Below are 22739 nucleotides of genomic sequence, written 5' to 3' on the forward strand. Positions count from 1 at the left end.
AAGGGACTCCTTGTCGGTTGTTCTGTCCATGAAAAGCTAGGAAAGCGCGGCGATACTCGCTGCTTTCAACCACTGCCGCAAGTCGGTCTTGAGGGTTTTGCCGTAGCTGTTCTTCGGCAAATCGGCTCTGAACACATACTTTTTGGGTTTCTTGAATGACGCCATGCGCTCCAGAAACCACGCGGTGAGTTCGGCCTCATCCAATGCCTGCCCGCTGCGTGTGACCACAAAGGCCACCACTGACTCGCCCCATTGCGCGTCCGGCTCGCCCACCACACACACCTCGGACACCTCGGGATGCTGCACCAGCACTTCCTCGACTTCACGCGGGTACACATTGCTGCCGCCGCTGATGATCACGTCTTTGGAACGATCGGTGAGGGTCAGGTAGCCGGCCGGGTCGAGAAAGCCGATGTCGCCGGTGAGCAGCCAGCCATCGACCAGGGTTTGCGCGGAGGCCTGCGGGTTGCGCCAATAACCTTGCATCACCGTGGCGCCGCGCACGGCAATCTCACCGCGCTCGCCGGTCGGCAGCGGCTGATGCCGGGCATCCAGAATACGGATTTCCACACAGGCTTGCGCATGGCCAACGGAGGCCGCCAGGGTTGACCAGCCTGGGCGCTGGCGGTCCGCGATCAGGGTGCGGGGCAATACGCTGATGGTCATCGGGCTTTCACCCTGGCCGTAGATCTGCACCAAGCGCGGGCCGAAGGTGTCGAGCGCCTCGCACAGGTCGGCCAGGTACATCGGCCCGCCCCCGTAGACGATGGTCTTGATGCCGTCGCCGCCATAACCCTGGCGCCGCGCCTGTTCGACCATGCGCTTGACCATGGTCGGCGCGGCAAACAGCGATACATTGCCCAGCTCCGTAGCCAGGCCAAACAGTTCGCCGGCATCGAAACCGCCGGAAGCCGGCACCACATGCCGTGCACCGCAGCGCACGTGGATAAAGTTATACAGCCCCGCCCCGTGGGACATCGGCGCGGCATACACGGCTGCGTCGTCGGCACGCACCGGGTCGACATCCGTGGGGTAACACAGCGACATGGCGACCAGGTTGCCGTGGGACAGCATCACGCCCTTGGAGCGCCCGGTGGTGCCGGAGGTGTAGAACAGCCAGGCCAGGTCCTGATCCTGGCGCGGCACCGGCTGCTCCAGGGTCGGCCAGCCACGGGTCGGCGGCAGCGTGTGAGCGTCCAGTTCCTTGCAGCGCGCAGGCAAGTCGCGGGATGACGCGAAGACCCGGCCGCCGTCGGTAAAAATCAAGCGGGCCTCAGCATCGGTGGCAATCCACGCGGCTTCTGCCGGGTGCAGTTTGGCGTTGATCGGCACCACCACGCCGCCCAGCCACCAGACGGCGTAGAGCACTTCCAGGTAGTCGCAGCTGTTTTTCATCAACAGCGCCACCGCATCGCCCGGCACCAGGCCATATTGATCGACCAGTTGCGCGGCGCGTTGGCGGACATGGGCGGCGAAGGTTGCGTAGTCGGCGACGTGCCGCGTGCCTTCAAACAACGCCGGGCGTTGCGGGTCGCGGCGCTGGGTGTCGTGCAGCCAGTTGGCAATGTTCATGGCTCAGCTCCGACGCGCGTGCAGCACCGAGGCATAGTTGGCCACGGCCATCCCGCCCATGTTGAACACCAAACCGAACTCGGGGTTAGGCACTGCCAGGCCGATCGGCTCGCCGGTCAATTGGCGAAACGCCAGGGCATGCATCGACACGCCGGTGGCGCCCACCGGATGCCCCTTGGCCTTGAGCCCGCCGGACAGGTTCACCGGCAACCGCCCGCCCGCGCGCACCACGCCGCTGTCAAGCACACGGTGCCCCTCGCCTTTGGGCGCCAGGCCCATGGCTTCGTAGATCAGCAGCTCGGCGATGGTGAAGCAATCATGTACCTCGGCAAAACTCAGGTCGGCCAGGGTGATGTTCGCCCCGCGCAACGCCGTATGGATCGCGCGTTGCGGGCCTTCAAAAGCGAGGATGTCGCGCTGGGCAATCGGCAGGCAATCGTTGACCTGGGTCAGTGTGCGAATCTGCACATCACGCCGAAACGCGCGCGCACGTTTCGGCGAAGCCAGGATGATCGCGGCGGCGCCGTCGCTGATCAGCGAGCAATCGGTCAGGCGCAGCGAATCGGCCACAAACGGGTTGCTCTGGGACACGTTGTTGCAGTGTTCGAAATCCATCACCCGGTGCATCTGCGCCAGCGGGTTGGCCATGGCGTTGGAATGGTTCTTGGTGGCGATGGCCGCCATCGAGCCCAACGGGCAGTGGTAGCGCTCGGCATACTGACGCGCCGCACGGCCGAACAACTGCGGGAAACTCAAGCCTGCTTCGGCCGGGTCGTTCTGATAGCCGGCACCGGCCAGGGCCTGGGTCACCTCGGCGGTGGTGGTGTGGGTCATCTTTTCGGCGCCCACCACCAGTACCAGCTCGGCGCTGCCGGACAGGATCGCCTGAACTCCGGCCAGGATCGCCGCCGACCCGGACGCGCAGGCGTTTTCACAGCGGGTCGCCGGTTTGAAGCGCAGCCCAGGGTCGGCCTGCAGCAGCAGCGAGGCCGGGAACCCATCGGGCACCAACCCCGAATTGAAGTGGCCAAGGAATAACGCGTCGATCTCGCTCGCGTCAATTGCCGCGTCCTTCAGGGCTTCGCGGGTGACCTGTACGATCAGATCCTCCAGGCGGGTGCCTTCAAGGCGACCGAAACGTGAATGACCGGCAGCAACAATGGAGACGCAATCAGCTGGCATAATCAATTTCTTCTATTTTTGGTGCGGACATTTACCTACAATGACCCACCGTTGGCCGCGCGCCAATTCGTGCAACTACTTACATGGCTAAGTAGCCCCAGTTGAGAAAAGCGACGAGGCAGGATGCCCAATGAACGCGTTTGCACAGCAGTTCCATGATATAGAACGCCTGGCGTTCCAACTCTCCCCCGCGCCGCAACTGGTCACCCGCAACCGCGTAATGGTCGACTGTAATGAAGCCTTCCTGCAGTTGTTCGGCTATTCGCGTGACGCATTGGTCAACCAACTGACGCTGCTGATCTACCCTTCCCAGGCGGACTACCACGCCATTGGCAAGCGCAGCCATGAATGGCTGCTGGAAAGCGAAAACGGTTTCTACTCCGACGAGCGTTTCATGCAGCACCACAACGGCGAAGTGTTCTGGGCCAAGTCCCACGGTTACACCCTCACGCCCAAAGACCCATTCAAACTGATGATCTGGCACTTCGAGCGCCTGGACCGCACGCACCAGGGCACCGGCGATCTCACGCCACGGGAGCGGGAAATCGCCATGCACATCGTCAATGGCCTCAAGTCCAAGGAAATCGCCTTGCGCCTGGCGATCTCCCACCGCACGGTGGAGGTGCACCGCGCGCGCTTGATGAGAAAGTTGCAGGCCAAGACGGTGGTGGAGTTGGTGTCGAAGATTATTAAGGTGGCGTGATAATAAAGAGGGTGCGCGCTGAAAAACCCAGCGGTCATGCCCTGTGACTTTCCTGCGTCAAGTGCGCCATCAAGCACGCCCATACAATTCGCATCCAGGCAGGCCGCCTAAGCTTCTGACTTTCCAAAATCGGCTGGAGAGCAGGCATGGGTAGAAAAGCGAATAGGGTAAGCCTGGCATTGACGCTGTTGGCCGGGGCCATGATGAACAGCGCGTTTGCGGCAACGCCGAGCGTGGCAGTGGCGCCGCAGTACGACACCAGCCACGTCTACGTGGCACCGGCTGATGTGGACCGCTTTGCCACAAGTTTCCTGGCGACCTTCGGTGGCAAAAGTACCCCACAGGTGGTGGTGAACGTACTGCCAGTGCCAAGCAGTACCACCTCGCAACTGCTGCAGACGCCGGTCGGTACGGTGTCACTGTTTGGCTTCAGCACCCCCATACCGCATCCGTTTGGCCAGGAGCGCAACGGTTACCTGGTCAAGGACATGGACGTGGCCCTCAAGGCCGCGCGGGAAAATGGTGCAGCCGTGATTGTCAGTGACTTTCCCGACCCTATCGGCCGCGATGCCGTGGTGCAGTGGCCAGGCGGTGTGAACATGCAGCTCTACTGGCACACCCAGGCCCCGAACTACGCAGGGTTCCAGACGGTACCGGAAAACCGCGTGTACCTGCCTGCCGAGCGGGCCGAGGCGTTTATCAAAGCGTTCCTCGGCTTTTCCCATGGCAAAGTCCTGACTGACGACAAACATGCGCCGGGTATCGATATCGGCCAGAGCGGCCTCTACCGGCGTGTCGACCTGCAATCGCCGTTCGGACGCATGGCCGTACTGGTGACCAATGGCCAACTGCCCTACCCGTTCGGCCATGAGACCACCGGTTACCAGGTCGACGACCTGACGGCCACCCTGGCCAAAGCCACAGGCTCTGGGGCCACTGTGCTGGTACCGGCGTTCGCAAGTAAAGGGCGGCGCAGCGCAATGGTCGAATTTCCCGGTGGATACGTCGCGGAAATTCACCAGCTCAGCGCGGCAAAATGAATCGTCGTACCCCCTGGGGCCTGGCCGTGCTGTGGCCGCTGCTCACCGCCGGCGCCCACGCCGAGGAGCAAGCCACCCGTCCGGCGCTCAAAACCAATCGCTGGCAGGAAAACTGGTCGGTGCTGCAAGACCCGTTGCTGCGCACACAACCGTTGGACAATTTGAAGTACATCCCGCTATCAAGCGCCAACCCGATGACGTACCTGTCGTTGGGCGCGAGCTTGCGCGAACGTTTCGAGATGAACGATGCCAGCGGGTTCGGCGTGCGCGATGTGCAGCGTGATCGCTACCTGATCCAGCGCTTTGAGGTCCACGCGGATCTGCACCTGGACGAACACTGGCGGGTGTTCACCCAACTCGAAGATGCTCGGGCGTACGACAAAACCACAGTGGGTGGTGCCGATCAGAACCGTGTCGACTTGCGGCTGGCGTTTGCAGAGTACGTAAACACCTTCAGCAGCGGGACGTTCAAAAGCCGTATCGGCCGCCAGGACTTCGCCTTCGACTTGCAGCGGTTTATCTCGTCGCGGGATGGGCCGAATGTGCGCCAGTCGTTCGATGCACTCTGGGCCGACTGGGAAACCACCCATTGGCGTTTTATCGCGATCGCCAGCCAACCGGTGCAGTATCAGGACCAGAGACACTTCGACGACCGCTCCAACAGCGACGCACGCTTCCATCTGCTGCGGGTCGAGCGATTGGTGGGCGGCAGCAATGAGTTGTCGGCCTACTACGGCGTATATGAACGCAGCGCTGCGCATTACCTGGACGCCGACGGCGAGGAAACCCGCCAGTTTGTCGACGCCCGCCTGGGCGGCGCGGCCCAGGGCTTCGACTGGGACATCGAGGCGATGCTGCAAAGGGGGTCGGTGGGGAGCAAGTCGATCCGGGCGTGGGCCGCCGGCAGCCGTACGGGCTATACGCTTGAGAGCCTGGCGTGGCAACCACGGCTCGGCGTGCAACTGGATATCGCCTCCGGCGACCGCAAAGCGGGTGACGCTACCGTCGGCACGTTCAACCCGCTGTTTCCCAACGGCTACTATTTTTCACTGGCCGGCTATACGGGCTACAGCAACCTGATCCACGTCAAACCGTCGATCACCGTCAAACCCCTTCCCAAACTGAGCGTACAGTCTGCCATTGGTCTGCTCTGGCGACAGACCACCGACGATGCGGTCTATACCCAACCGAACTTGCCCGTTGCCGGCACTGCAGGCCAAGGCGAACGCTGGACCGGCGCCTACGCTCAGTTGCGCACCGACTACGCCTTCACGCCGAACCTTGCCGGCGCGGTCGAAGCCGTGCATTACGCGGTGGGCCGCACCCTGCGCGAGGCCGGTGGCGACGACAGCAATTACCTGGGAGTCGAACTCAAATTCAGTTGGTAAACCCAAGCAAGCACACGCGTACAAGCCCTTCGACGGGTACAGGGCAATAGTAACGCGCAGTCATCCCCCTCAATCAAGGAGTTATGCATGAGCACATTCGTTGCCAAAGACGGTACCCAGATCTACTTCAAGGACTGGGGCAGCGGTAAACCGGTATTGTTCAGCCACGGCTGGCCGCTGGATGCGGATATGTGGGAATACCAGATGGAATACCTGAGCAGCCGCGGCTTTCGCACCATCGCTTTCGACCGCCGTGGTTTTGGCCGGTCCGACCAACCCTGGACCGGCAATGACTACGACACCTTCGCCGACGATATTGCCCAGTTGATTGAACACCTGGACCTCACCGACGTGACCCTGGTGGGCTTCTCCATGGGCGGCGGCGACGTTGCTCGCTACATCGCCCGCCATGGCAACGCACGCGTAGCCGGCCTGGTATTGCTGGGTGCCGTGACGCCGATCTTTGGTCAGAAAGCGGACTACCCGCAAGGTGTGCCCACCGATGTATTCGACGGTATCAAAGCCGGGCTGCTGAAGGACCGCGCGCAATTTATCAGCGATTTCAATACCCCGTTCTTTGGCATCAACCAGGGGCAGAAGGTCTCGCCGGGCGTGCTCACCCAGACCTTGCAGATTGCCTTGCTGGCATCGCTCAAATCGACGGTTGATTGCGTCACGGCATTCTCCGAAACCGACTTTCGCCCGGACATGGCCAAGGTCGATGTGCCGACCCTGGTGATCCACGGTGACGGCGACCAGATCGTGCCGTTCGAGACCACCGGGAAGGTGGCGGCGCAGATGATCAAAGGCGCGCAATTGAAGGTGTACAAGGATGCGCCCCATGGTTTTGCCGCCACTCACACCCAGCAGTTGAACGAAGACCTGTTGGCCTTCCTCAACCGCTGAAGCAACGGCGTCACCCTCTCCTTTCTTTGGCCGGGCTTGCCCGGTCTTTTTTCGTTCAGACTCAACCGCGATCAAGTGCCAGTCGGCCGGGCCCTGCGATCAGAATGCTGGAAAACAGGATCAACAGCAGCCATCCAAACTGCCCTTCAAACAGCGACCACTCCGGGTGCACTACCAGCAACGCCACCAGCAGCACAGCGAGGATCGGCAAACAGGCCAGGCGCACCCAGAACCCGGCGATAATCAACAACGGGCAGACGACTTCAGCGCCAATCGCCAGGCACAACGTGACATGGGCGCCCAGGTGGAACGGGTCTTCGATCAGCGTCAATTGCTGGCTGTAGTGGAGCAGTTTGGGCAACCCATGCACCCACAGCAAGAACAGCGATGCACTCACTCGTAGAAACAGCAGCCCAAGCGCCTGGTTTTTAGATTCATTCATCTGCAACGTCCATAAAAGAAACCGACGTCGATTGTGTTCCCAGAACCGAGCCCGAGCTTGCAAGCCTGTGCTGACCTTATGGCAACGAGCCGGCTATGCTGGGCGCCACACAGACCACCCCGGTTGAATCAACCACCACCGGCTGCGGTCCTACTTCATACGCTCATCGCTACAGGTATCCAGAACATGACTCTGCCCCACGACATGACCCAGATTGAAATCACCACCTTCGGCGGCCCTGAGGTGCTTCAGCCCCGTCAGGTTGCAGTGCCCTCACCGGCCTCCGGCGAGATTCTGATTCAAGTGCACGCCGCCGGGGTCAATCGTCCCGATGCCCTGCAACGCGCTGGCAAGTACCCAATGAAACCCGGCATGAGCCCGATACCGGGCCTGGAAGTGGCCGGCGAAGTGGTGGCGCTGGGCGACGGCGTCAGTGAATACAGCCTGGGCGACAAGGTCTGTGCCCTGACCAATGGCGGCGGCTATGCACAGTTCTGCGCCGTACCCGCCAGCCAGGCACTGCCGGTGCCTGAAGGCATGGATTGGATTCAAGCCGCTGCCGTGCCGGAAACCTTTTTTACTGTCTGGGCCAACTTGTTCGGCCTGGGTGGCGCGCACAAAGGCCAACGCGCCTTGATCCACGGCGGCACCAGTGGCATCGGCACCACCGCGCTGATGCTCTGCCAGGAATTCGGCATCCAGGCGTTCGCCACCGCCGGCAGTGCCGAAAAATGCGCGGCGATTGCCAAACTGGGCGCCGAGCCGATCAATTACCGCGAGCAGGATTTTGCCGAGGTCATCGCCAAGAAGACCGGCGACAAAGGCGTCGATGTGATCCTCGACATCATGGGAGCCTCCTACCTGAACAACAACCTCAAGGCCCTGGGCATGGACGGGCACTTGGTGATGCTGGGCTTCCTCGGCGGCGGCAAAGCCAATGACGTCGACCTGCTGACTATCCTCGGTAAACGCGCAGTCATCACCGGCTCTTTGCTGCGCGCTCGCACCAAGGACGAGAAAGCCGCAATCGCTGAGCAGCTGCACGAATACATATGGCCAGTGCTGTCCGCCGGGCGCTGCCTGCCGATCATCGACAAAGTGTACGCATACACCGACGCCGCCCAGGCCCATGCGCGAATGGAAGGTGGCGACCATATCGGCAAGATTGTGCTGCGGGTGGCGTGATTACTCAGCGTACACCGGGTAGTCGGTATAGCCCTGCGCCGAGCCGCCGTACATTCCTTCTGCCCGCAGCGGGTTTAATGGCCAGCCGTTGAACAGTCGCTGTGGCAGGTCCGGGTTGGCAATGAACGGGCGACCGAACGCGATCAAATCCGCCAGCCCCGACTCCAGCAGCTTTGCACCACGCTCAGCGGTGTAGCGCCCGGCGTAAATGATCCGCCCGCTGAAAGTGCTGCGCACCGCCTGGCGGAAGGTTTCAGGCAGGTCAGGCGCGTTGTCCCAGTCGGCTTCGGCGATGGACACATAGGCAATGCCGGACGCCTCCAGCACCTTGATCGCCTCGATATAGGTGTGATGCGGGTCTTCCTCCACCAGGCCGATATACACGCGATCCTGGTCAGTGCCGCTGAACAACGGCGAAAAACGCACGCCAAGGCGCTCAGGCCCGACCACGGCCGTCACGGCTTCAACAATTTCGCGCAAAAAGCGCAGGCGATTGTGCAACGAGCCGCCGTATTCGTCGTCGCGCTGGTTGGCATGGGCCGAGATGAACTGGTTGACCAGGTAGCCATTGGCGGCATGGATTTCCACGCCATCGAACCCGGCGTCCAAGGCATTGCGTGCCGCCTGGGCGTAGTGCCCAACCAGTTCCTCAATCTCCAGCACGCTCAATGCACGCGGCACCGGCGGCTGTTTCAATTCACCGACGCCAGGGCCGGTTTCAATGAACGCCTTCGCTTGCAGCGCCGCAAGCGCAGACGGTGCGACGGGTGCTGCGCCATCCGGCTGCAACGCGTTATGGGACACACGGCCAACATGCCAGAGCTGCGCGAAAATCACCCCGCCATCGGCATGCACCGCCTCGGTAACTTTACGCCAGCCGTCGATCTGCGCAGGTGTGTAGATACCCGGCGTCCACGCATAGCCCTGGCCACGCGGTTCGATCTGCGTGCCTTCACTGACCATGAAACCGGCAGTGGCACGTTGACGGTAATACTCGGCCATCAGGTCGGTAGCTATGTCGCCCGGTTGCGCACTGCGTTGACGGGTCAACGGCGGCAGCACAACCCGGTTATTCAGCGTGTGATGCCCCAGTTTTACCGGGGTATTTAAAACATGCATCGTCATGAGTCACTGTCCAAATTCAGGGCGAACAAAAGCGTTGGCGGCTCTTCAGAGCCGCCAATGCCTGCAACGGTTAGTTAATTTACGCGGTGAGTTTCAGCAGGGCCTTGGCCACATCGCTGGAGCTGGCAGGGTTCTGGCCCGTCACCAGCAAGCCATCTTCAAGCACAAAGGATTGCCAGTCGGCGCCCTTCTCATACAGGCCACCGAGTGCCTTGAAATCATCTTCAATCAAAAACGGCACCACATCGGTCAGGCCCACGGCGGCTTCTTCGGAATTGGAGAAGCCCGTCACACGACGGCCCTTCACCAACGCTTCACCGTTGACCGCCTTGACGTAACGCAGCGCACCCGGCGCATGGCAGACAAAACCGATCGGCTTGCCGGCGCGCTCAAAGGCTTCGATCAACGCGACCGAGGTTTTCGATTCGGCCAGGTCCCACAGTGGCCCGTGACCGCCTGGGTAAAACACCGTGTCGAAATCGGCAGCGTTCACCGAGTCCAGCTTGACCGTGTTGGCCAGGGCCTGCTGCGCGGCCGAGTCGGCGGCAAACCGGCGGGTGTCGTCGGTTTGTGCATCCGGCTGGTCACTGACCGGGTCCAGCGGTGGCTGGCCACCGGCCGGGGATGCCAGCACCAGTTCGGCACCGGCGTCCTTGAAGGTGTAATACGGAGCGGCAAACTCTTCGAGCCAGAAGCCGGTTTTACGACCGGTATTGCCCAGCTGGTCGTGAGAGGTCAGTACCATTAATACTTTCATTTTCCAGTGCCTCGATCGATGGGTTGCAGTAGGTGTTGTGTGAGTAGCAGCGCCTCATCAAACGGCGCGGATGTTCGGGTGATCTTGCTCATGACGCTGGTCCCCAGCCACAACGCATACAGGCGCCGGGCCAGGCTTTCGGGGTGTGACTGTGCCGGCAGCGAGCCGTCTTCAACGCCGTGCTGCAAGGCTTCTGCCAGCAACGCAATGGTGCGTGCGGTGCCGCGCTGCAGGGCCAGACGCATCGGCTCTGAAAGGTCTGACACCTCGGCACCGAGTTTGACGGCAAGGCATTTGCCCGTGTCGGTGCAGCCGGTCTGGTTGTCGACCCAGGAGTGCCAATAGCGCATCAACTTGGCAAAACCTGAAAGCTCAGGCTGATTGAACAATTGCTGCATGCCTTTGATGTAGTGGTCAAAGTAGCTGTCGAGCAACACCACGCCGAAGGCATCCTTGGAATTGAAGTAGTGATAGAACGAGCCTTTGGGTACCTCGGCGGCTTGCAGTATTTCGTTCAAGCCCACCGCAGAAAATCCTTTGCGGCCGACAATCACTTGCGCCGTGTCCAGAATCACCTGCCGAGTATTTTTAGCTTCGCTGTTCATCACGCTTCCCGTCCGATTAGACCAGTCGTCTAGTTCGTTGAGGGGATGTTAGGCGCCACGCAGACCTTCAACAATGTCATATGCGCAAGGATTCCGGACATGCCACAAAGCCGGTTGCCGTTTACCCGGCACGCGCCGACAATCGCCACTCCCGCGCCCTTGGCCCGCGTTTTTTAGGAGAACAATGATGCACAGCGTTGCGCTGATGGTTTACCCGAACTTCCAATCCCTGAGCCTTAGCCTGGGCTCGGTATTTGAATGCGCGAACCTGTTGCGCGGCGAGCCGGCCTATGAGTTTCACCTGGTGTCGGAGAGCGGCGGCGCCGTGATGACCTCCCAAGGCTTTTCGGTGAACACCACGCCGATCCGCGCACAGGGTTATGACACGCTGATCGTCAGCGGCTATCTGGAATTTCGCTTGCCGCAAGCCAACCTGCTCGAACTGGTCAAGGCCGCCTCCGCCCAGTCACGGCGTGTAGCCTCATTGTGCATGGGCATTTTCGTGCTGGCCGAAGCCGGCTTACTCGACGGCAAGCGCACCACCACCCACTGGATTCACGCGCCCGCCTTTCGCAAGCGCTACCCGCACATCCAGCTGGAGGAAGATAAACTGTTTGTGGTCGACGGCCAGATCTGGACCGGCGCGGGCATGAGCGCCGGTGTCGACCTGGCACTGGCCATGGTCGAGGCCGACCTGGGCAGCGACCTGGCCCGGCGCATCGCGCGCAAACTGGTGATTGCGCAACGCCGTGGCAGTGAGCAGTCGCAGTTATCGGCCCTGCTGGAACTGGACCCCAAATCCGACCGCGTGCAGCTGGCCCTGGCCTATGCCCGCGAAAACCTGACCCACGACCTGTCGGTCGAAGCCCTGGCCGAGGTCGCCCGCCTGAGCCCGCGCCAGTTCAGCCGGGTATTTCGCGAAGAAACCGGGCAAACCCCGGCCAAGGCCATCGAATCACTGCGCGTGGAAGCGGCCCGGGCGATGATGGAAACCAGCCGCCACCCGGTCGAAGTGGTGGCCCGCGAAACCGGCTTTGGTGATCGCGAACGCATGCGCCAGGCGTTTCTGCGTGCCTTCGGGCAGCCGCCGCAGGCTATGCAGCAGGCTTTTAATGCAGGACCGCTCGGGTGATCAGGTAACTCACCAACTGCGGGTCATCCTCCAGCTCCAGGGTCTGCACCGGGCGCGGCAAATCATCCAGCACGGCGCGCCAGAACGCCTGGGACACTTCATCCTGGTCATAGAAACGCACCAACCAATCGGCCTGGCCGCTGCTCAACACCTGGGTGGCGATGGCACGGCCGATGCCTTTGCGGCGGTAGCGCTTGAGGATAAACAGGTCGGCCAGTTCCAGGGCGTCGATGCCCGGCAGTTCGCTGCCTTCGATCAGCAGGAAGCCGGCGATATAGCCGTCCACCAGCAGCAGGTTGGCGCTCCATTGCGGGTCTTGCCAGTAGCGGGTCAGGTGCTCATCGTGGATGTAGAAGCGGCCATCGGCCTCGACATCTTCCTGCTCCCAGTCCGACGACTCATAGGCGTAATACTGGTAAAGATTGCGGATCAATTCGGCCTCTTCGGGGCCGGTCTGGATCAGTTCAACGGTGGTTTCAGGCATGGGGCTCTCGGTGACAAAACGCAGGGCGCCATTGTTCACAAAACACGCGCGCAGGCCAATACATTGCCTAACCTTTCTGTTTGCTGAACCGATTGCGGATTTGCCCCGTCCAACCGAAACTCCTGAAACATTTAGAATAAACTTCGTCAGCTTCGACCTTTTCCTCAAGGACCTCTATTTTGACCAACGTCTGTTCCGCCGGCCTGGATGTGGGCTTTGCCTCCCTGGATTACCTGCAGATTTTTATCCTGGGGGTGATCCAGGGCATTACCGAGTTGCTGCCGGTGTCGTCCACCGCCCACATGCGTGTGGTGCCGGCCCTGCTCGGCTGGCAAGACCCCGGCTCGGCGTTTTCGGCGGCGATGCAGTTGGCGGCGCTGGCGGCGGTGGTCAGTTATTTCTGGCGCGATGTGCGCCAGGTCACCACGGGCAGCATCGGTGCGGTACGCCGGGGCGACTACAACGACCCGTGGTTCAAGCTGGCGGTGGCGATTGTGCTGGCGACCATCCCTATCTGCATTGCCGGTTTGGCCTTGTCCTCGACCCTCAACAGCTGCAACTCGCCGTTGCGCGGCCTGATGGTCATCGGTATTTCCTGTGTGGTGATGGCGGTATTGCTGGCGGTGGCCGAAGTGCGTGCACGCCACACCCGAGACATGGGCCAAATGCGCCTGCGCGATGCGCTGATTGTCGGGGTTGCACAGATTGGCGCGTTGATTCCCGGCGTCTCGCGTTCAGGCTCGACACTGACCGCTGCGCTGTTCCTCAACTTCAAGCGTGAAGAAGCCGCGCGCTTTTCGTTCCTGCTGGGCCTGCCGGCGATCGCGCTGGCCGGTTTGAAAGAACTGTGGGTGCTGCTGCACGCCGACATGCCGGCCCACGCCTGGCCACATTTGCTCTTTGGCCTGGTGGTAGCAAGTATCTCGGCGTTCTTCGCGATCTGGGGCCTGATGAAGTTCCTGGAGCGGTTCTCCACCTGGCCGTTTGTGATTTATCGCGCGCTGCTGGGGATCTTCCTGATTGTGGCGGTCAGCACCGGGTTGCTCAGTTAAGATCCCGGTTGACGCTCGGCCAGCTCTTCAAGCAAATCGGCCGAGGGCACAAAAAACAGGCCGCCGGTCACGGCGGTACTGAAGTCCAGCAAGCGGTCGTAGTTGCCGACCGGGCGGCCGACGAACATGTTTTCCAGCATCAATTCCAGGGGCTGCGGCGAGCGGGCGTAGCCGATAAAGTAGGTGCCGAATTCGCCGGCGCCCGGGCGGCCAAAGGGCATGTTGTCGCGCAGGATTTTCACTTCTTCGCCATCGGCGTCGGTGATCACGGTCAAGGCGCTGTGGGAGTTGCTCGGCTTGGTCTCTTCATCCAGTTCGATATCGGCCAGTTTGGTACGCCCGATCACCTTCTCCTGCGCTTCCACCGTCAGCTCGTTCCAGGCGCTCATGTTGTGCAGGTACTTCTGCACCAACACGTAGCTGCCACCTTCAAATTCCGCGTCTTCATCGCCGACGATGGTAAAGCCGACCGCCTTGCGCCCTACCGGGTTCTCGGTGCCGTCGACAAACCCGATGATGCTGCGCATATCGAAGTAACGGAAACCCTGGACCTCATCCACCACCTTGACGCTGTCGCCCAAGGCCACCATCAGTTGCGTGGCCAGCTCAAAGCACAGGTCCATCTGCTCGGCGCGGATATGCAGCAGGATATCGCCGGGCGTCGACGGCGCCATGCGCCCTGGCACGCCGAACTCGCGAAACGGGTGCAAGGCCGCCGGGCGTGGCCCGCCGAACAGCCGGCTCCAGGCAACCGAGCCGAACCCGCAGACACACGTCAGGTTGCCCGCCGGCACGCGCTTGCCCACCGAACGCACCAGCCCGGCGATGTCGCCGCACCAGGCGCGCACCTGGTCTTCACTGCCGGGTGCGACGGTTGCCACCATGAAGATCGCGCTGCTGGTGATGGGATGGCAGACGGACTGCGGCTCAAGAGGTGGCTGAACAGGGCAAGTCTTCATGATGAAAGTCCACAGGCTAAGGGCGGTTTTAACCCGCGCAGATTAGCAGATCATCACTGGCAGCTCTCCCACACCTGGCGAATCAGGGTTTTCAACTTCAGCGCCTCGGCCCAGCGGTCACTGATTTCACCGCCGTTTGCATCGGTGATTGCATAGGGCGGCGGGCCCAGTTCACAGGTGAATGACAGGCTATCAGGCGTGTCAGGCCGGGCCAGCCAGTCTTGGATACCGTAGCGCCACCAGCCGGTAAAGCGCTCGACCCAGGCCTGGTGCTGAGGGAAATCCACAGAGACCTGCACCTGCTCACTGCTGGCCACCCGGCCATGAAAGCCCCAGCTGTGGCGCAATATCGTACGTATCTGTTCGTCGTCCTCAGCCGCGCCAGGCTCCGGCAACTCCCGGCCGACGACGTAATGGGACAGGTCGGCCAGCAGTTTCAGGTCGGGCATTTGTGCGAGCAGGTCGAGGGTGAACAGCAGGTCGCTGGTAAGGCGGTAGCGATGGGTTTCCAGCAGGATCGGAAAGTCCACCTGTTCGGCCAGACGCTGCCAGCCTTCGACCAACCCGGCCGCCTCGCCCAGCGTGCGCGGGCGCACATCGGCCTGCAGGGTGAGGTGGTGGCAGCCATAGCGGCTGATCACATCCAGCGCGGCGGCCAGGTCATCCACCGATTGCGGGAACAATTGACCTTCGATCTGCAAGCCCCTGGCGCTGGCAGCAGCGTGCAGGCGCGCGACCTCGGCGGGTTTCCAGTAATGGTCGGTGATGCCGTCGAAGCCGGCGGCGGCGATGCGATCGAGCTGGGCTTCCAGCGGCCCGGGCTCGGTCTGCATGGCCCAGAGGGATTGGAACACCAGAAATTCGCGCATATCAGCCTCGCAGCACGTGTTTTAGGGAAACGTCCGGGTTGGCCAGGTCGGCCGTATTGAGTGCAATGCGCGCGTTGATCAAGCGTTCGCACAGCTTGATGTCCTTGGCCACGCCATTGCCCAGCGCCCAGCCGCAAGCGCCTTGCAAATGCCCGTCGGTATCCAGGTGGAACAACAGCAAACCGCCGCCCGGCAGTGCCCGGCTGACCGTCAGCGGGGTCATCACGCCGACGGTCTGCAAGCCCCAGTCGTACTGATCGGACCAGAAGCCCGGCAGCGCCTCGAACGGCAACTCACGCCCGAGCATATTCAGCGCGGCGTGGCGGCCTTGGGCTTCGGCATTGCGCCAGGTCTCCTGACGTTGATACAGGCCACCCAGGCGAAACTCACACACATCGCCGGCCGCATAAATGTTCGGCGCACTGGTGCGCAGCTGCGCATCGACGCGAATGCCCTGCCCTACGTCCAGCCCCGCTGCTGCGGCCAGTTCCAGATTGGGTTGCATGCCAATGCCGACCACCACCCGATCGCACGGCAAGCGTTGCCCATCGACCAGTTGCACCGCGTCGGCGTCGATGGATTCCAGCGCCACGTTCAGATGAACCGCGACGCCTTGCTGGCGATGCACATCCAGCAGGGCTTGGCTGATCACCGCCGGCAACACTCGGCCCGCCAAGCGTGGGCCTGCTTCAAGCACCGTTACCTGGCAGCCCAGGCCGCGCGCGGTCGCCGCCACTTCCAGGCCGATAAAACCACCGCCGACCACCACCAGCCGCGTGCCGGGGCGCAAGGCGTCGCGCAGGGCCAGCGCCTCATCATGAGTGCGCAGGTAAAGCACGTTCGCCTGCTCCACAGGCCAGCGTCGCGCCCGGCCGCCGGTGGCCAGCAGCAAACCGGCAAAATCCAGCCATTGGCCGTCGGCCAGTTGCAGCCGCTGCTGATGCGGCTCCAGGCGCGTGACCGGGTTGCCGGCAATATGTTCGATGCCCAGCGCGGCCATGCGCTGGCTGTCACACAGGCTGCAACCTGCCAGGTCCGTGCTGCCTTGCAGCAAGCCCTTGGACAACGGCGGGCGTTCGTAGGGCAAGTGCGCTTCATCGCCGATCAGGATCAGGCGCCCGGTGTAGCCTTCTTCGCGCAAGGTCAGCGCCGCACGGCCACCGGCATGGCCGGCGCCGACGATGATCAGGGGTGCGTTCATGCTCACGCCGTCACGGCGAGTAAAACCCGCCCCGCTTCGACCCGCACCGGGTAGGTTTTGAGGTTGACGCACACCGGCGCGCCGAGGGCCTTGCCGGAGCGGTAATCAAAGCGCCCGTTGTGCTTGGGGCACTCGATCACGTGGTCCATCACCAGGCCGTCGGCCAAGTGGATTTTCTCGTGGGTACACAGCCCGGCAGTGGCAAAAAATTCATTCTCGGCCGAGCGGTACACCGCGTAAGTGTGCGGCCCATGGTCGAAGCGCAGCACGTCTTCTTCGTCAATTTCGCCCACGGCGCAGACGTCGATCCATTGATCGTTCATGGCGTTTTCTCTTATTGGGTGGGGTGAAACTCAGCCAGCAGTGGCTTCGGCATTGACCGGGGCATGGGCAGTGGGGTCTGTGCGATGGCGCACGGGGCGCTGCACGAAATAGCTCGGGTCGCTGCGCTGCTTCCAGATCGTCGGCAGGATTTCCTTGTACGCCTCAAGAATATTCGCGTACGGCGGCGGGCAGTCGCTGCGGATCTCTTCGTGCAGTTGCGCCAACGCGTGGTACGGCACCATCGGGTACATGTGGTGTTCGAGGTGGTAGTTCATGTCCATGTAGATAAAGCGCAGCACGCGATTCATGTAGATGGTGCGGCAGTTGCTGCGGTGGTCCAGCACATCTTCGGCCAGGCCCACGTGCTGGGTGAGGCCGAACAGGTAGCCGAGCCAGGCGCCATACAGGCTCGGCAGGCCGACCAGCATCAGTGGCAGCCAGCTGTGCAGGTACAACGCGGTGCCGACCACCAGCGCATAAATGCCGACCCAGATCCGCGCGGCACGGAACACCTTGGGCCATTCGGACTCGGGGATGAAGTCCTGCTCTTGGGCGCTCATCTTGCCGAGCGCATGGCGCGCTACGCCGCTGAAAGTTTTCCAGGCCAGCGGCAGGTTGAACAGGCTCAGGCCCATCATCAACAGGCTTGGCGGGCGCGGCTCGACGATTTCCGGGTCACGCCCGACCACGATGGTGTCGGTGTGGTGCCGCGCATGGCTCCAGCGCCACACATGCGGCTCGAAGATGCACATGAAACTTGCCACCTGGTACAGCCCATCATTCATCCAGCGGGTTTTGAAGGCAGTGCCGTGGCCGGTCTCATGCCAGCGCGGGTTGGACGCGGTGCCGTAGAGCACGCCGTAAGCCATAAAGAACGGCACGCACGCCCACGAGCCCCAGAACCAGTAGCCGCCAAACCCCGTGACCAGCAGCGCCGACACCCACAGGGCCGTGTCGAGCAACGCCGGGCCGTCGCGGCGCTGCATCAGTTCTTTCATGCGTTTACGCGAGATCGGCGATTGATACCAACTGGCCGAGACCAGGCCCTTCTCTGCGGCGCGGGCAGCTTCCGGACCGGTGAGGCTGTAGTCGCGCCGGGCGCGGTGAGGCGTGTGTTCAGGCATTGTTATTGTTCTCCGCAAGCGTTGGGTAACAGGTGCTTTGCGAACAAACCATAGAGCGCAGATAAATCCGCCTCAAGGCCTTGAATCCATTCCCTATCAAGCTATCATCCAGGCCCAGCGGGGCTTGATAGTTTTCTATCAAGACGCTTGAGAGGCCTGTCATGAACAATAATAAACGCCCGACCATCGCCACCGTGGCCGCCCAGGCGGGCTTGAGTGTGGCCACCGTCGACCGCGTACTCAACGCCCGAGCGCCGGTGAATCCGCAGACCGCCGAGCAGGTGTTCCAGGCCGCCGAAGCCGTGGGTTATTTTGCTGCACGGCTGATTGGCCAGCGCATTCGCGAACGGCGCCCCACTTATCGCTTCGGCATCCTGCTGCTGGGCACCGCCCAAGCGTTTTACGCCAACCTGGCGCAGTCGATCAGCGCGGCCGCGCAGCATCACGCTACAGCCAACCTGACCTGCCAGTTCGACTACATTCTCGACCGCACGCCCAGCGCCATCGCCGCACAGATCGAGCAATTGGCCGTGCAATGCGACGCCCTTGCGGTGGTCAGCTTTGCCCATCCGTTGATCAACGCCACACTGGCGCAAGTGCGCGAAGCCGGCGTGCCGGTGGTTGCGCTGCTCTCGGATATCCACGAACACGCCTTGGAGCCTTATGTGGGCCAGGACAACCCTGTGGTCGGGCGCACCATGGGCTGGCTGCTGGCGCGCACCTGCGGCGCACGCAAAGGCAGCGTCGGCATTCTGTTGGGCGGCCATCGTTTTCTCGGCCACCAGGCACGGGTTGAAGGCTTGCACAGTTACCTGGCCGAACATGCGCCGGGGCTCAAGCCGCTGGAACCGCTGATCAACCTGGACAACAGCGACATCACTGAAGAAGCCACCCTCGACCTGCTCACCCGCCACACCGACTTGCGCGGCCTGTGCGTGGTGGGCGGCGGCGGTGACGGCGTGATCAATGCCCTGGCGCAACTGCCCAAGCGGCCGGCGCTGTGCTGCATTTTGCAGGAGTCCACCGCGTTGTCACGTGAGGCGCTGAGCCGGGGTTTGATTGATGTGGTGATGGACTCACAGCCACGGCAGACGGCGACCGCGCTGATAGAACTACTGGTGGAGTTGCAGGCCACCGAGGCCTTCGACCCACTGCGGCACAGAGTGCACATCCCACCGCAGATCGTGACCTCGGAAAACCTGTCCAACTGATACACAAAGATCCCACATTTTTTAGCGGATTTCAGTCCAGATCGGTGGCGTCGTGGCGCTCAGCCAGTTGCTCTTCAGGTGCGCCGGACACCCGGTTCACCCGCCGCCCACGCTGCACCGCCGGCCGTGCTTCAATCGCCTCGGCCCAGCGCAGCACGTGTTTGTACTCGTGCACCGACAAGAACTCGGCTGAGGCCCCATACAAACGGCCTTTGACCAAGCCGCCATACCAGGGCCAGATCGCGATATCGGCAATGGTGTACTCATCGCCGGCAATGTACTCACTCACCGCCAGGCGCTGGTCGAGTACGTCCAGTTGACGCTTGGTTTCCATCGCGAAGCGGTTGATCGGGTATTCCATCTTGCTCGGCGCGTAGGCGTAAAAATGCCCGAAGCCGCCGCCCAGGTACGGTGCGCTGCCCATCTGCCAGAACAGCCACGACAAACACTCGGCACGCGCAGCAGGCTCGGTGGGGAAGAACGCGCCGAACTTCTCGGCCAGGTATTGCAGGATCGCCCCGGACTCGAACACGCGAATCGGTGTATCGCCACTGTGGTCCATCAACGCCGGAATTTTGGAGTTCGGGTTGACCGCCACAAAGCCGCTGCCGAATTGGTCGCCATCGCCGATCTTGATCAGCCAGGCGTCATATTCCGCGCCGGTGTGCCCCAGGGCCAGCAGTTCTTCGAGCAGGATGGTGACCTTCTGCCCATTCGGTGTGGCCAGGGAATACAGCTGCAACGGGTGCTTGCCGACCGGCAGTGCTTTCTCATGGGTCGCACCGGCAATGGGCCGGTTGATGCTGGCGAAAGTGCCGCCACTTTCGGTGTCCCAGGTCCACACCTTCGGGGGTAGGTAGTCGGTCATGCTCACTTCTCCTTGATTTGAGTACTGTTCGATGCAGCCAGTTGGGCCACGTTCCATCCGCCGCCCAGCGCCTTGATCAGGCCCACATTAGCGCTTAATTGCTGGGTTTGCAGTTGCAGCACACTGCGCTTGGCTTCCAGCGCCGCCACTTGGGCGGTCACCACATCCAGATAGGCCACGGCGCCCTGGCGATAACGCGAGGTCGACAGGTCTTCGGCGTATTGCGCGGCGGCGGCCGCGTCACGCTGGTCATCCAGGGCACTGCCCAGGCCCGCGATCTGCGACAGGTTGTCTTCCACTTGCTCGAAAGCGCCCAGCACCACGCCACGGTATTTGGCCGCGGCTTCGTCGGTGGCGGCCTTGGCAATATCCACCTGGGCCTGGCGCGCGCCGCCATCAAAGAGCGTGCCGACCAGCGACGGGCCGATGGCCCAGAACAGGTTCGGTGCGCTGAGCAAACGCGCAAACTCATCACTTTGATAACCGCCCTGGGCGCTCAAGGTGATCTGCGGAAACCACGCGGCCCTGGCCACGCCGATACGCGCATTGGCCGACGCGATGCGACGCTCGGCAGCGGCAATATCCGGGCGGCGTTGCAGCAGGCTCGACGGCACGCCGGCGGGCACGTTGGGCAAGGCAATCGGCGCCACACTGACGGCGACGGTATAGGTTGATGCCGACTCACCCAGCATCGCCGCAATCGAATGCTCCAGCACAGCCCGTTGTACCAGGCTCTGTTTGAGTTGCGACTTGACCGTCGACAACTGCGTGCGCGCCCGCGCCACGTCCAGCCCGGAGACAATGCCGCCGCCGTGCAAACCTTCGGTCAGGCTCAGGGCTTTGGTGTAGGCATCTCGGGTTTGCTCCAGCAACTGGTTTTGCCAGTCGATGCCACGCAAGCGCATGTAGCTGTCAGCCAATTGCGCTTGCAGGCTCAGGCGTACCGACGCCAGATCGGCCCTGGCCGCCTGGGAATCGCTGGTGCCGGCCGCAACCGTGTCGCGCACGCGGCCCCACAGGTCGACTTCATAGTCCACCTCAAGCCCCAGGGTGGCGGAGTTGTAGACGTCCGGCGAGGTGGCCGAGCGCAGCGGTCTGGTGTCCGACTGGCGAATACGCTGGCCGCTGCCGATGGCCGAGAGCTTGGGGAACAACCCCGAACGGTCCTGGGCCAGGAAGCCCTGGGCCTGCTGATAATGCGCGAGGGCCGCGCTCAGGTCCGGGTTGTTGTTGAGCAACTGCTGCTGCATCGCGTCCAGCTGCGGGTCGTTGTAGATGCGCCACCAGCCGTCACGGTTGGCCTGGTCGTTGGGCGCACCGACGGTCCACGGGCCTTGGGTGTGAAACTGCGCGGCAATGGGGGGTTGCGGCACTTCAAGCGGCGGCGCCAACGAGCAGGCGCTCAGGCTCAAGGTGACGAACAGGCCCGGCAGGGTGCGCTTAGCCATGGGGTTTGGCCTCGGCGGAAGCGGCTGCCAACTGCACCGAGTCATCATCGGCCAGGCCATCCGGCGGCGTATCGATCACGCGGTCGGCCGCTTGCAGGCCGCTGGCGATCTCCACGCTGTCGCCAAAGTCACGGGCGATGGTGACGGTCTTGAAGTGCACATGGTCCTGGCTGTCGAGGGTGGCGACGCGCATACCTTTGTCATCGAACACCAGGGCACTGGACGGTACGCGCAGCACGTCGGCCTGCACCGGCAAATCAAACTGCACGCTGGTGTAGCCACCGGGCAGCAGGCGGCCGCCGGGGTTGTCCACCAGCAGTTGCACCAAGGTGCTGCCGGACGCGGCGTTGACCGCATCGGCAGTGGCGATCACCTTGCCGGTAAAGGTTTCGCCGCGATACTCCGGCACGCTCAGGCGCGCCGTGGTGCCTTCGCGAATCTGTGGCGAGAAGGTCTGCGGCACCTGCACATACACGCGCAGGCGGCTGACGTCAGCCACCGCAAACAGCTCTTTGCCGGCGGTGCCCCCGGCGCTGATCAACGCGCCCACGTCGGTGCTGCGCGCGGTGACCACACCGGCAAACGGTGCGACCAGATGCTGGAAGCCCTTGGTCGCCACCAACTGCTCGACATTGGCTTTGGCCGCCGTCACCTTGGCCTGCTTGGCGGTCAAGTCGCCGGTGCGCTCGTCGACGTCCTGACGCGACACCGAGTCGGTCGCCAGCATCGCCTGCCAGCGCTTGGCGGTGGTTGCGGCCAGGTGCTCATCGGCCTGGGCCGATGCCAAAGTGGCGCGGGCCTGCAGCAGTTGCTGGTCGAGTTCCGGGGTGTCGATTTCGGCCAATACCTGGCCAGCTTTGACACGGGTGCCGATGTCGACATTCCAGGATTTCAGGTAGCCATTGACCCGCGCAAAAATCGACGCCCGCGAATAAGCCTCCATGCGCCCCGGCAAGTTGAGGACCGGGCCTTGCGCTTGCACCACCGGCTTGACCAGGTTGACGCTGGGCAGTGCCTGGGCATCGGTCCAGGTCTTGAGATCACGGGATTCACTGGCGCGCACACTCAGGCCGACACCGACGATGACCACCACCGTCACCCCGCCTACGATCAGCCACAGCAGGCCACGGGACGGCTTTTTTTGAGAACTGGAAACGGACAT

The 22739-nt window shown here is 62.4% G+C and carries 23 protein-coding genes; 8 read left to right on the forward strand and 15 right to left on the reverse strand.

Annotation, left to right across the window (positions count from 1 at the left end; translation table 11 throughout):
• Positions 1-36 precede the first annotated feature (36 nt).
• Entirely contained in the window at positions 37-1572 is a 1536-nt protein-coding gene (locus BFP92_RS29060) for a class I adenylate-forming enzyme family protein (RefSeq protein ID WP_065932123.1), read from the reverse strand.
• 3 nt (positions 1573-1575) lie between these two features.
• Complete coding sequence (locus BFP92_RS29065; protein WP_065932124.1) at positions 1576-2754, reverse strand: acetyl-CoA acetyltransferase; 1179 nt, start codon at positions 2752-2754, stop codon at positions 1576-1578.
• A 130-nt stretch (positions 2755-2884) separates the two neighbouring features.
• On the opposite strand from BFP92_RS29065, the gene BFP92_RS29070 reads away from it, so the two are divergent.
• The 4 genes from BFP92_RS29070 to BFP92_RS29085 all read left to right on the forward strand — a co-directional run bounded on the left by BFP92_RS29070 (position 2885) and on the right by BFP92_RS29085 (position 6791).
• Positions 2885-3457, forward strand: a complete 573-nt coding sequence (locus BFP92_RS29070; RefSeq protein ID WP_056859407.1) for a LuxR C-terminal-related transcriptional regulator — start codon at positions 2885-2887, stop codon at positions 3455-3457.
• A gap of 146 nt (positions 3458-3603) precedes the next feature.
• The gene (locus BFP92_RS29075) at positions 3604-4497 is read left to right on the forward strand and encodes a VOC family protein (RefSeq protein ID WP_065932125.1); all 894 of its coding nucleotides are present in this window, start codon (positions 3604-3606) and stop codon (positions 4495-4497) included.
• A complete protein-coding gene (locus tag BFP92_RS29080; protein ID WP_065932126.1) occupies positions 4494-5885 on the forward strand; it encodes an alginate export family protein in 1392 nt (463 codons plus the stop codon). Before BFP92_RS29075 ends, BFP92_RS29080 begins: the two co-directional genes overlap by 4 nt.
• An 87-nt stretch (positions 5886-5972) precedes the next feature.
• Positions 5973-6791, forward strand: a complete 819-nt coding sequence (locus BFP92_RS29085) for an alpha/beta fold hydrolase (protein WP_017134594.1) — start codon at positions 5973-5975, stop codon at positions 6789-6791.
• A gap of 61 nt (positions 6792-6852) precedes the next feature.
• Here BFP92_RS29085 and BFP92_RS29090 read toward each other — a convergent pair whose 3' ends face one another.
• On the reverse strand, positions 6853-7233 hold the full coding sequence (locus BFP92_RS29090; RefSeq protein WP_065932127.1) for a DoxX family protein: 381 nt from the start codon (positions 7231-7233) through the stop codon (positions 6853-6855).
• Positions 7234-7419: 186 nt separating this feature from the next.
• Here BFP92_RS29090 and BFP92_RS29095 point away from each other — a divergent pair, with 186 nt between their 5' ends.
• Complete coding sequence (locus tag BFP92_RS29095; protein WP_065932128.1) at positions 7420-8418, forward strand: NAD(P)H-quinone oxidoreductase; 999 nt, start codon at positions 7420-7422, stop codon at positions 8416-8418.
• On the opposite strand, the gene BFP92_RS29100 is transcribed toward BFP92_RS29095, so the two are convergent.
• The 3 genes from BFP92_RS29100 to BFP92_RS29110 form a co-directional block, all read right to left on the reverse strand.
• A complete protein-coding gene (locus tag BFP92_RS29100; protein ID WP_065932129.1) occupies positions 8419-9543 on the reverse strand; it encodes an alkene reductase in 1125 nt (374 codons plus the stop codon).
• Positions 9544-9622: 79 nt separating this feature from the next.
• On the reverse strand, positions 9623-10300 hold the full coding sequence (locus BFP92_RS29105; RefSeq protein ID WP_065932130.1) for a type 1 glutamine amidotransferase domain-containing protein: 678 nt from the start codon (positions 10298-10300) through the stop codon (positions 9623-9625).
• Positions 10297-10905: a TetR/AcrR family transcriptional regulator gene (locus tag BFP92_RS29110; protein ID WP_065932131.1), complete on the reverse strand. Its 609-nt coding sequence runs from the start codon at positions 10903-10905 to the stop codon at positions 10297-10299. The genes BFP92_RS29105 and BFP92_RS29110 overlap by 4 nt, the downstream gene beginning before the upstream one ends.
• 187 nt (positions 10906-11092) lie before the next feature.
• Between BFP92_RS29110 and BFP92_RS29115 the strand changes: the two genes are divergently transcribed.
• Positions 11093-12037, forward strand: a complete 945-nt coding sequence (locus tag BFP92_RS29115; RefSeq protein WP_065932132.1) for a GlxA family transcriptional regulator — start codon at positions 11093-11095, stop codon at positions 12035-12037.
• Here the strand turns inward: BFP92_RS29115 and BFP92_RS29120 are convergent.
• Entirely contained in the window at positions 12015-12521 is a 507-nt protein-coding gene (locus tag BFP92_RS29120; RefSeq protein ID WP_065932197.1) for a GNAT family N-acetyltransferase, read from the reverse strand. The two genes, BFP92_RS29115 and BFP92_RS29120, sit on opposite strands and share 23 nt — an antisense overlap.
• Before the next feature lie 179 nt (positions 12522-12700).
• Between BFP92_RS29120 and BFP92_RS29125 the strand changes: the two genes are divergently transcribed.
• A complete protein-coding gene (locus tag BFP92_RS29125) occupies positions 12701-13573 on the forward strand; it encodes an undecaprenyl-diphosphate phosphatase (RefSeq protein WP_065932133.1) in 873 nt (290 codons plus the stop codon).
• Here BFP92_RS29125 and BFP92_RS29130 read toward each other — a convergent pair.
• The 5 genes from BFP92_RS29130 to BFP92_RS29150 are packed head-to-tail and all read right to left on the reverse strand — an operon-like array spanning position 13570 to position 18050.
• Entirely contained in the window at positions 13570-14532 is a 963-nt protein-coding gene (locus tag BFP92_RS29130; RefSeq protein ID WP_065932134.1) for a Dyp-type peroxidase, read from the reverse strand. The genes BFP92_RS29125 and BFP92_RS29130 overlap by 4 nt on opposite strands.
• Before the next feature lie 53 nt (positions 14533-14585).
• Positions 14586-15401 carry a sugar phosphate isomerase/epimerase family protein gene (locus BFP92_RS29135; protein WP_065932135.1) on the reverse strand — a complete coding sequence of 272 codons (816 nt, stop codon included), beginning with the start codon at positions 15399-15401 and terminating at the stop codon, positions 14586-14588.
• 1 nt (position 15402) lies between these two features.
• Entirely contained in the window at positions 15403-16602 is a 1200-nt protein-coding gene (locus BFP92_RS29140; protein ID WP_065932136.1) for an NAD(P)/FAD-dependent oxidoreductase, read from the reverse strand.
• Positions 16603-16604: 2 nt separating this feature from the next.
• Positions 16605-16925: a MocE family 2Fe-2S type ferredoxin gene (locus BFP92_RS29145; RefSeq protein ID WP_017134582.1), complete on the reverse strand. Its 321-nt coding sequence runs from the start codon at positions 16923-16925 to the stop codon at positions 16605-16607.
• Between the two features lie 30 nt (positions 16926-16955).
• On the reverse strand, positions 16956-18050 hold the full coding sequence (locus BFP92_RS29150) for a fatty acid desaturase family protein (protein ID WP_065932137.1): 1095 nt from the start codon (positions 18048-18050) through the stop codon (positions 16956-16958).
• 161 nt (positions 18051-18211) lie between these two features.
• Between BFP92_RS29150 and BFP92_RS29155 the strand changes: the two genes are divergently transcribed.
• Complete coding sequence (locus tag BFP92_RS29155) at positions 18212-19261, forward strand: LacI family DNA-binding transcriptional regulator (RefSeq protein WP_065932138.1); 1050 nt, start codon at positions 18212-18214, stop codon at positions 19259-19261.
• Between the two features lie 31 nt (positions 19262-19292).
• On the opposite strand, the gene yghU is transcribed toward BFP92_RS29155, so the two are convergent.
• From yghU to BFP92_RS29170, 3 genes are read right to left on the reverse strand one after another with little or no spacing between them, the layout of a single operon-like run.
• Positions 19293-20129, reverse strand: a complete 837-nt coding sequence (gene yghU / locus BFP92_RS29160; RefSeq protein ID WP_065932139.1) for a glutathione-dependent disulfide-bond oxidoreductase — start codon at positions 20127-20129, stop codon at positions 19293-19295.
• Between the two features lie 2 nt (positions 20130-20131).
• Positions 20132-21577, reverse strand: coding sequence for an efflux transporter outer membrane subunit (locus BFP92_RS29165; protein WP_065932140.1), 1446 nt, complete (start codon positions 21575-21577; stop codon positions 20132-20134).
• Positions 21570-22739, reverse strand: a complete 1170-nt coding sequence (locus BFP92_RS29170) for an efflux RND transporter periplasmic adaptor subunit (RefSeq protein WP_065932141.1) — start codon at positions 22737-22739, stop codon at positions 21570-21572. Before BFP92_RS29170 ends, BFP92_RS29165 begins: the two co-directional genes overlap by 8 nt.

The sequence above is a fragment of the Pseudomonas sp. 58 R 3 genome (assembly GCF_900006605.1).
Lineage (GTDB): Bacteria > Pseudomonadota > Gammaproteobacteria > Pseudomonadales > Pseudomonadaceae > Aquipseudomonas > Aquipseudomonas salomonii.

Bases quoted from the DNA above. Each gene is read 5' to 3' on its own strand.
- BFP92_RS29155 (WP_065932138.1), top strand. From the start codon at position 18,212: ATGAACAATAATAAACGCCCGACCATCGCCACCGTGGCCGCCCAGGCG.
- BFP92_RS29110 (WP_065932131.1), bottom strand. From the start codon at position 10,905: ATGAACAGCGAAGCTAAAAATACTCGGCAGGTGATTCTGGACACGGCG.
- yghU (WP_065932139.1), bottom strand. From the start codon at position 20,129: ATGACCGACTACCTACCCCCGAAGGTGTGGACCTGGGACACCGAAAGT.
- BFP92_RS29150 (WP_065932137.1), bottom strand. From the start codon at position 18,050: ATGCCTGAACACACGCCTCACCGCGCCCGGCGCGACTACAGCCTCACC.
- BFP92_RS29165 (WP_065932140.1), bottom strand. From the start codon at position 21,577: ATGGCTAAGCGCACCCTGCCGGGCCTGTTCGTCACCTTGAGCCTGAGC.
- BFP92_RS29065 (WP_065932124.1), bottom strand. From the start codon at position 2,754: ATGCCAGCTGATTGCGTCTCCATTGTTGCTGCCGGTCATTCACGTTTC.
- BFP92_RS29090 (WP_065932127.1), bottom strand. From the start codon at position 7,233: ATGAATGAATCTAAAAACCAGGCGCTTGGGCTGCTGTTTCTACGAGTG.
- BFP92_RS29105 (WP_065932130.1), bottom strand. From the start codon at position 10,300: ATGAAAGTATTAATGGTACTGACCTCTCACGACCAGCTGGGCAATACC.
- BFP92_RS29120 (WP_065932197.1), bottom strand. From the start codon at position 12,521: ATGCCTGAAACCACCGTTGAACTGATCCAGACCGGCCCCGAAGAGGCC.
- BFP92_RS29075 (WP_065932125.1), top strand. From the start codon at position 3,604: ATGGGTAGAAAAGCGAATAGGGTAAGCCTGGCATTGACGCTGTTGGCC.
- BFP92_RS29140 (WP_065932136.1), bottom strand. From the start codon at position 16,602: ATGAACGCACCCCTGATCATCGTCGGCGCCGGCCATGCCGGTGGCCGT.
- BFP92_RS29060 (WP_065932123.1), bottom strand. From the start codon at position 1,572: ATGAACATTGCCAACTGGCTGCACGACACCCAGCGCCGCGACCCGCAA.
- BFP92_RS29095 (WP_065932128.1), top strand. From the start codon at position 7,420: ATGACTCTGCCCCACGACATGACCCAGATTGAAATCACCACCTTCGGC.
- BFP92_RS29130 (WP_065932134.1), bottom strand. From the start codon at position 14,532: ATGAAGACTTGCCCTGTTCAGCCACCTCTTGAGCCGCAGTCCGTCTGC.
- BFP92_RS29170 (WP_065932141.1), bottom strand. From the start codon at position 22,739: ATGTCCGTTTCCAGTTCTCAAAAAAAGCCGTCCCGTGGCCTGCTGTGG.
- BFP92_RS29100 (WP_065932129.1), bottom strand. From the start codon at position 9,543: ATGACGATGCATGTTTTAAATACCCCGGTAAAACTGGGGCATCACACG.
- BFP92_RS29085 (WP_017134594.1), top strand. From the start codon at position 5,973: ATGAGCACATTCGTTGCCAAAGACGGTACCCAGATCTACTTCAAGGAC.
- BFP92_RS29145 (WP_017134582.1), bottom strand. From the start codon at position 16,925: ATGAACGATCAATGGATCGACGTCTGCGCCGTGGGCGAAATTGACGAA.
- BFP92_RS29080 (WP_065932126.1), top strand. From the start codon at position 4,494: ATGAATCGTCGTACCCCCTGGGGCCTGGCCGTGCTGTGGCCGCTGCTC.
- BFP92_RS29115 (WP_065932132.1), top strand. From the start codon at position 11,093: ATGCACAGCGTTGCGCTGATGGTTTACCCGAACTTCCAATCCCTGAGC.
- BFP92_RS29070 (WP_056859407.1), top strand. From the start codon at position 2,885: ATGAACGCGTTTGCACAGCAGTTCCATGATATAGAACGCCTGGCGTTC.
- BFP92_RS29135 (WP_065932135.1), bottom strand. From the start codon at position 15,401: ATGCGCGAATTTCTGGTGTTCCAATCCCTCTGGGCCATGCAGACCGAG.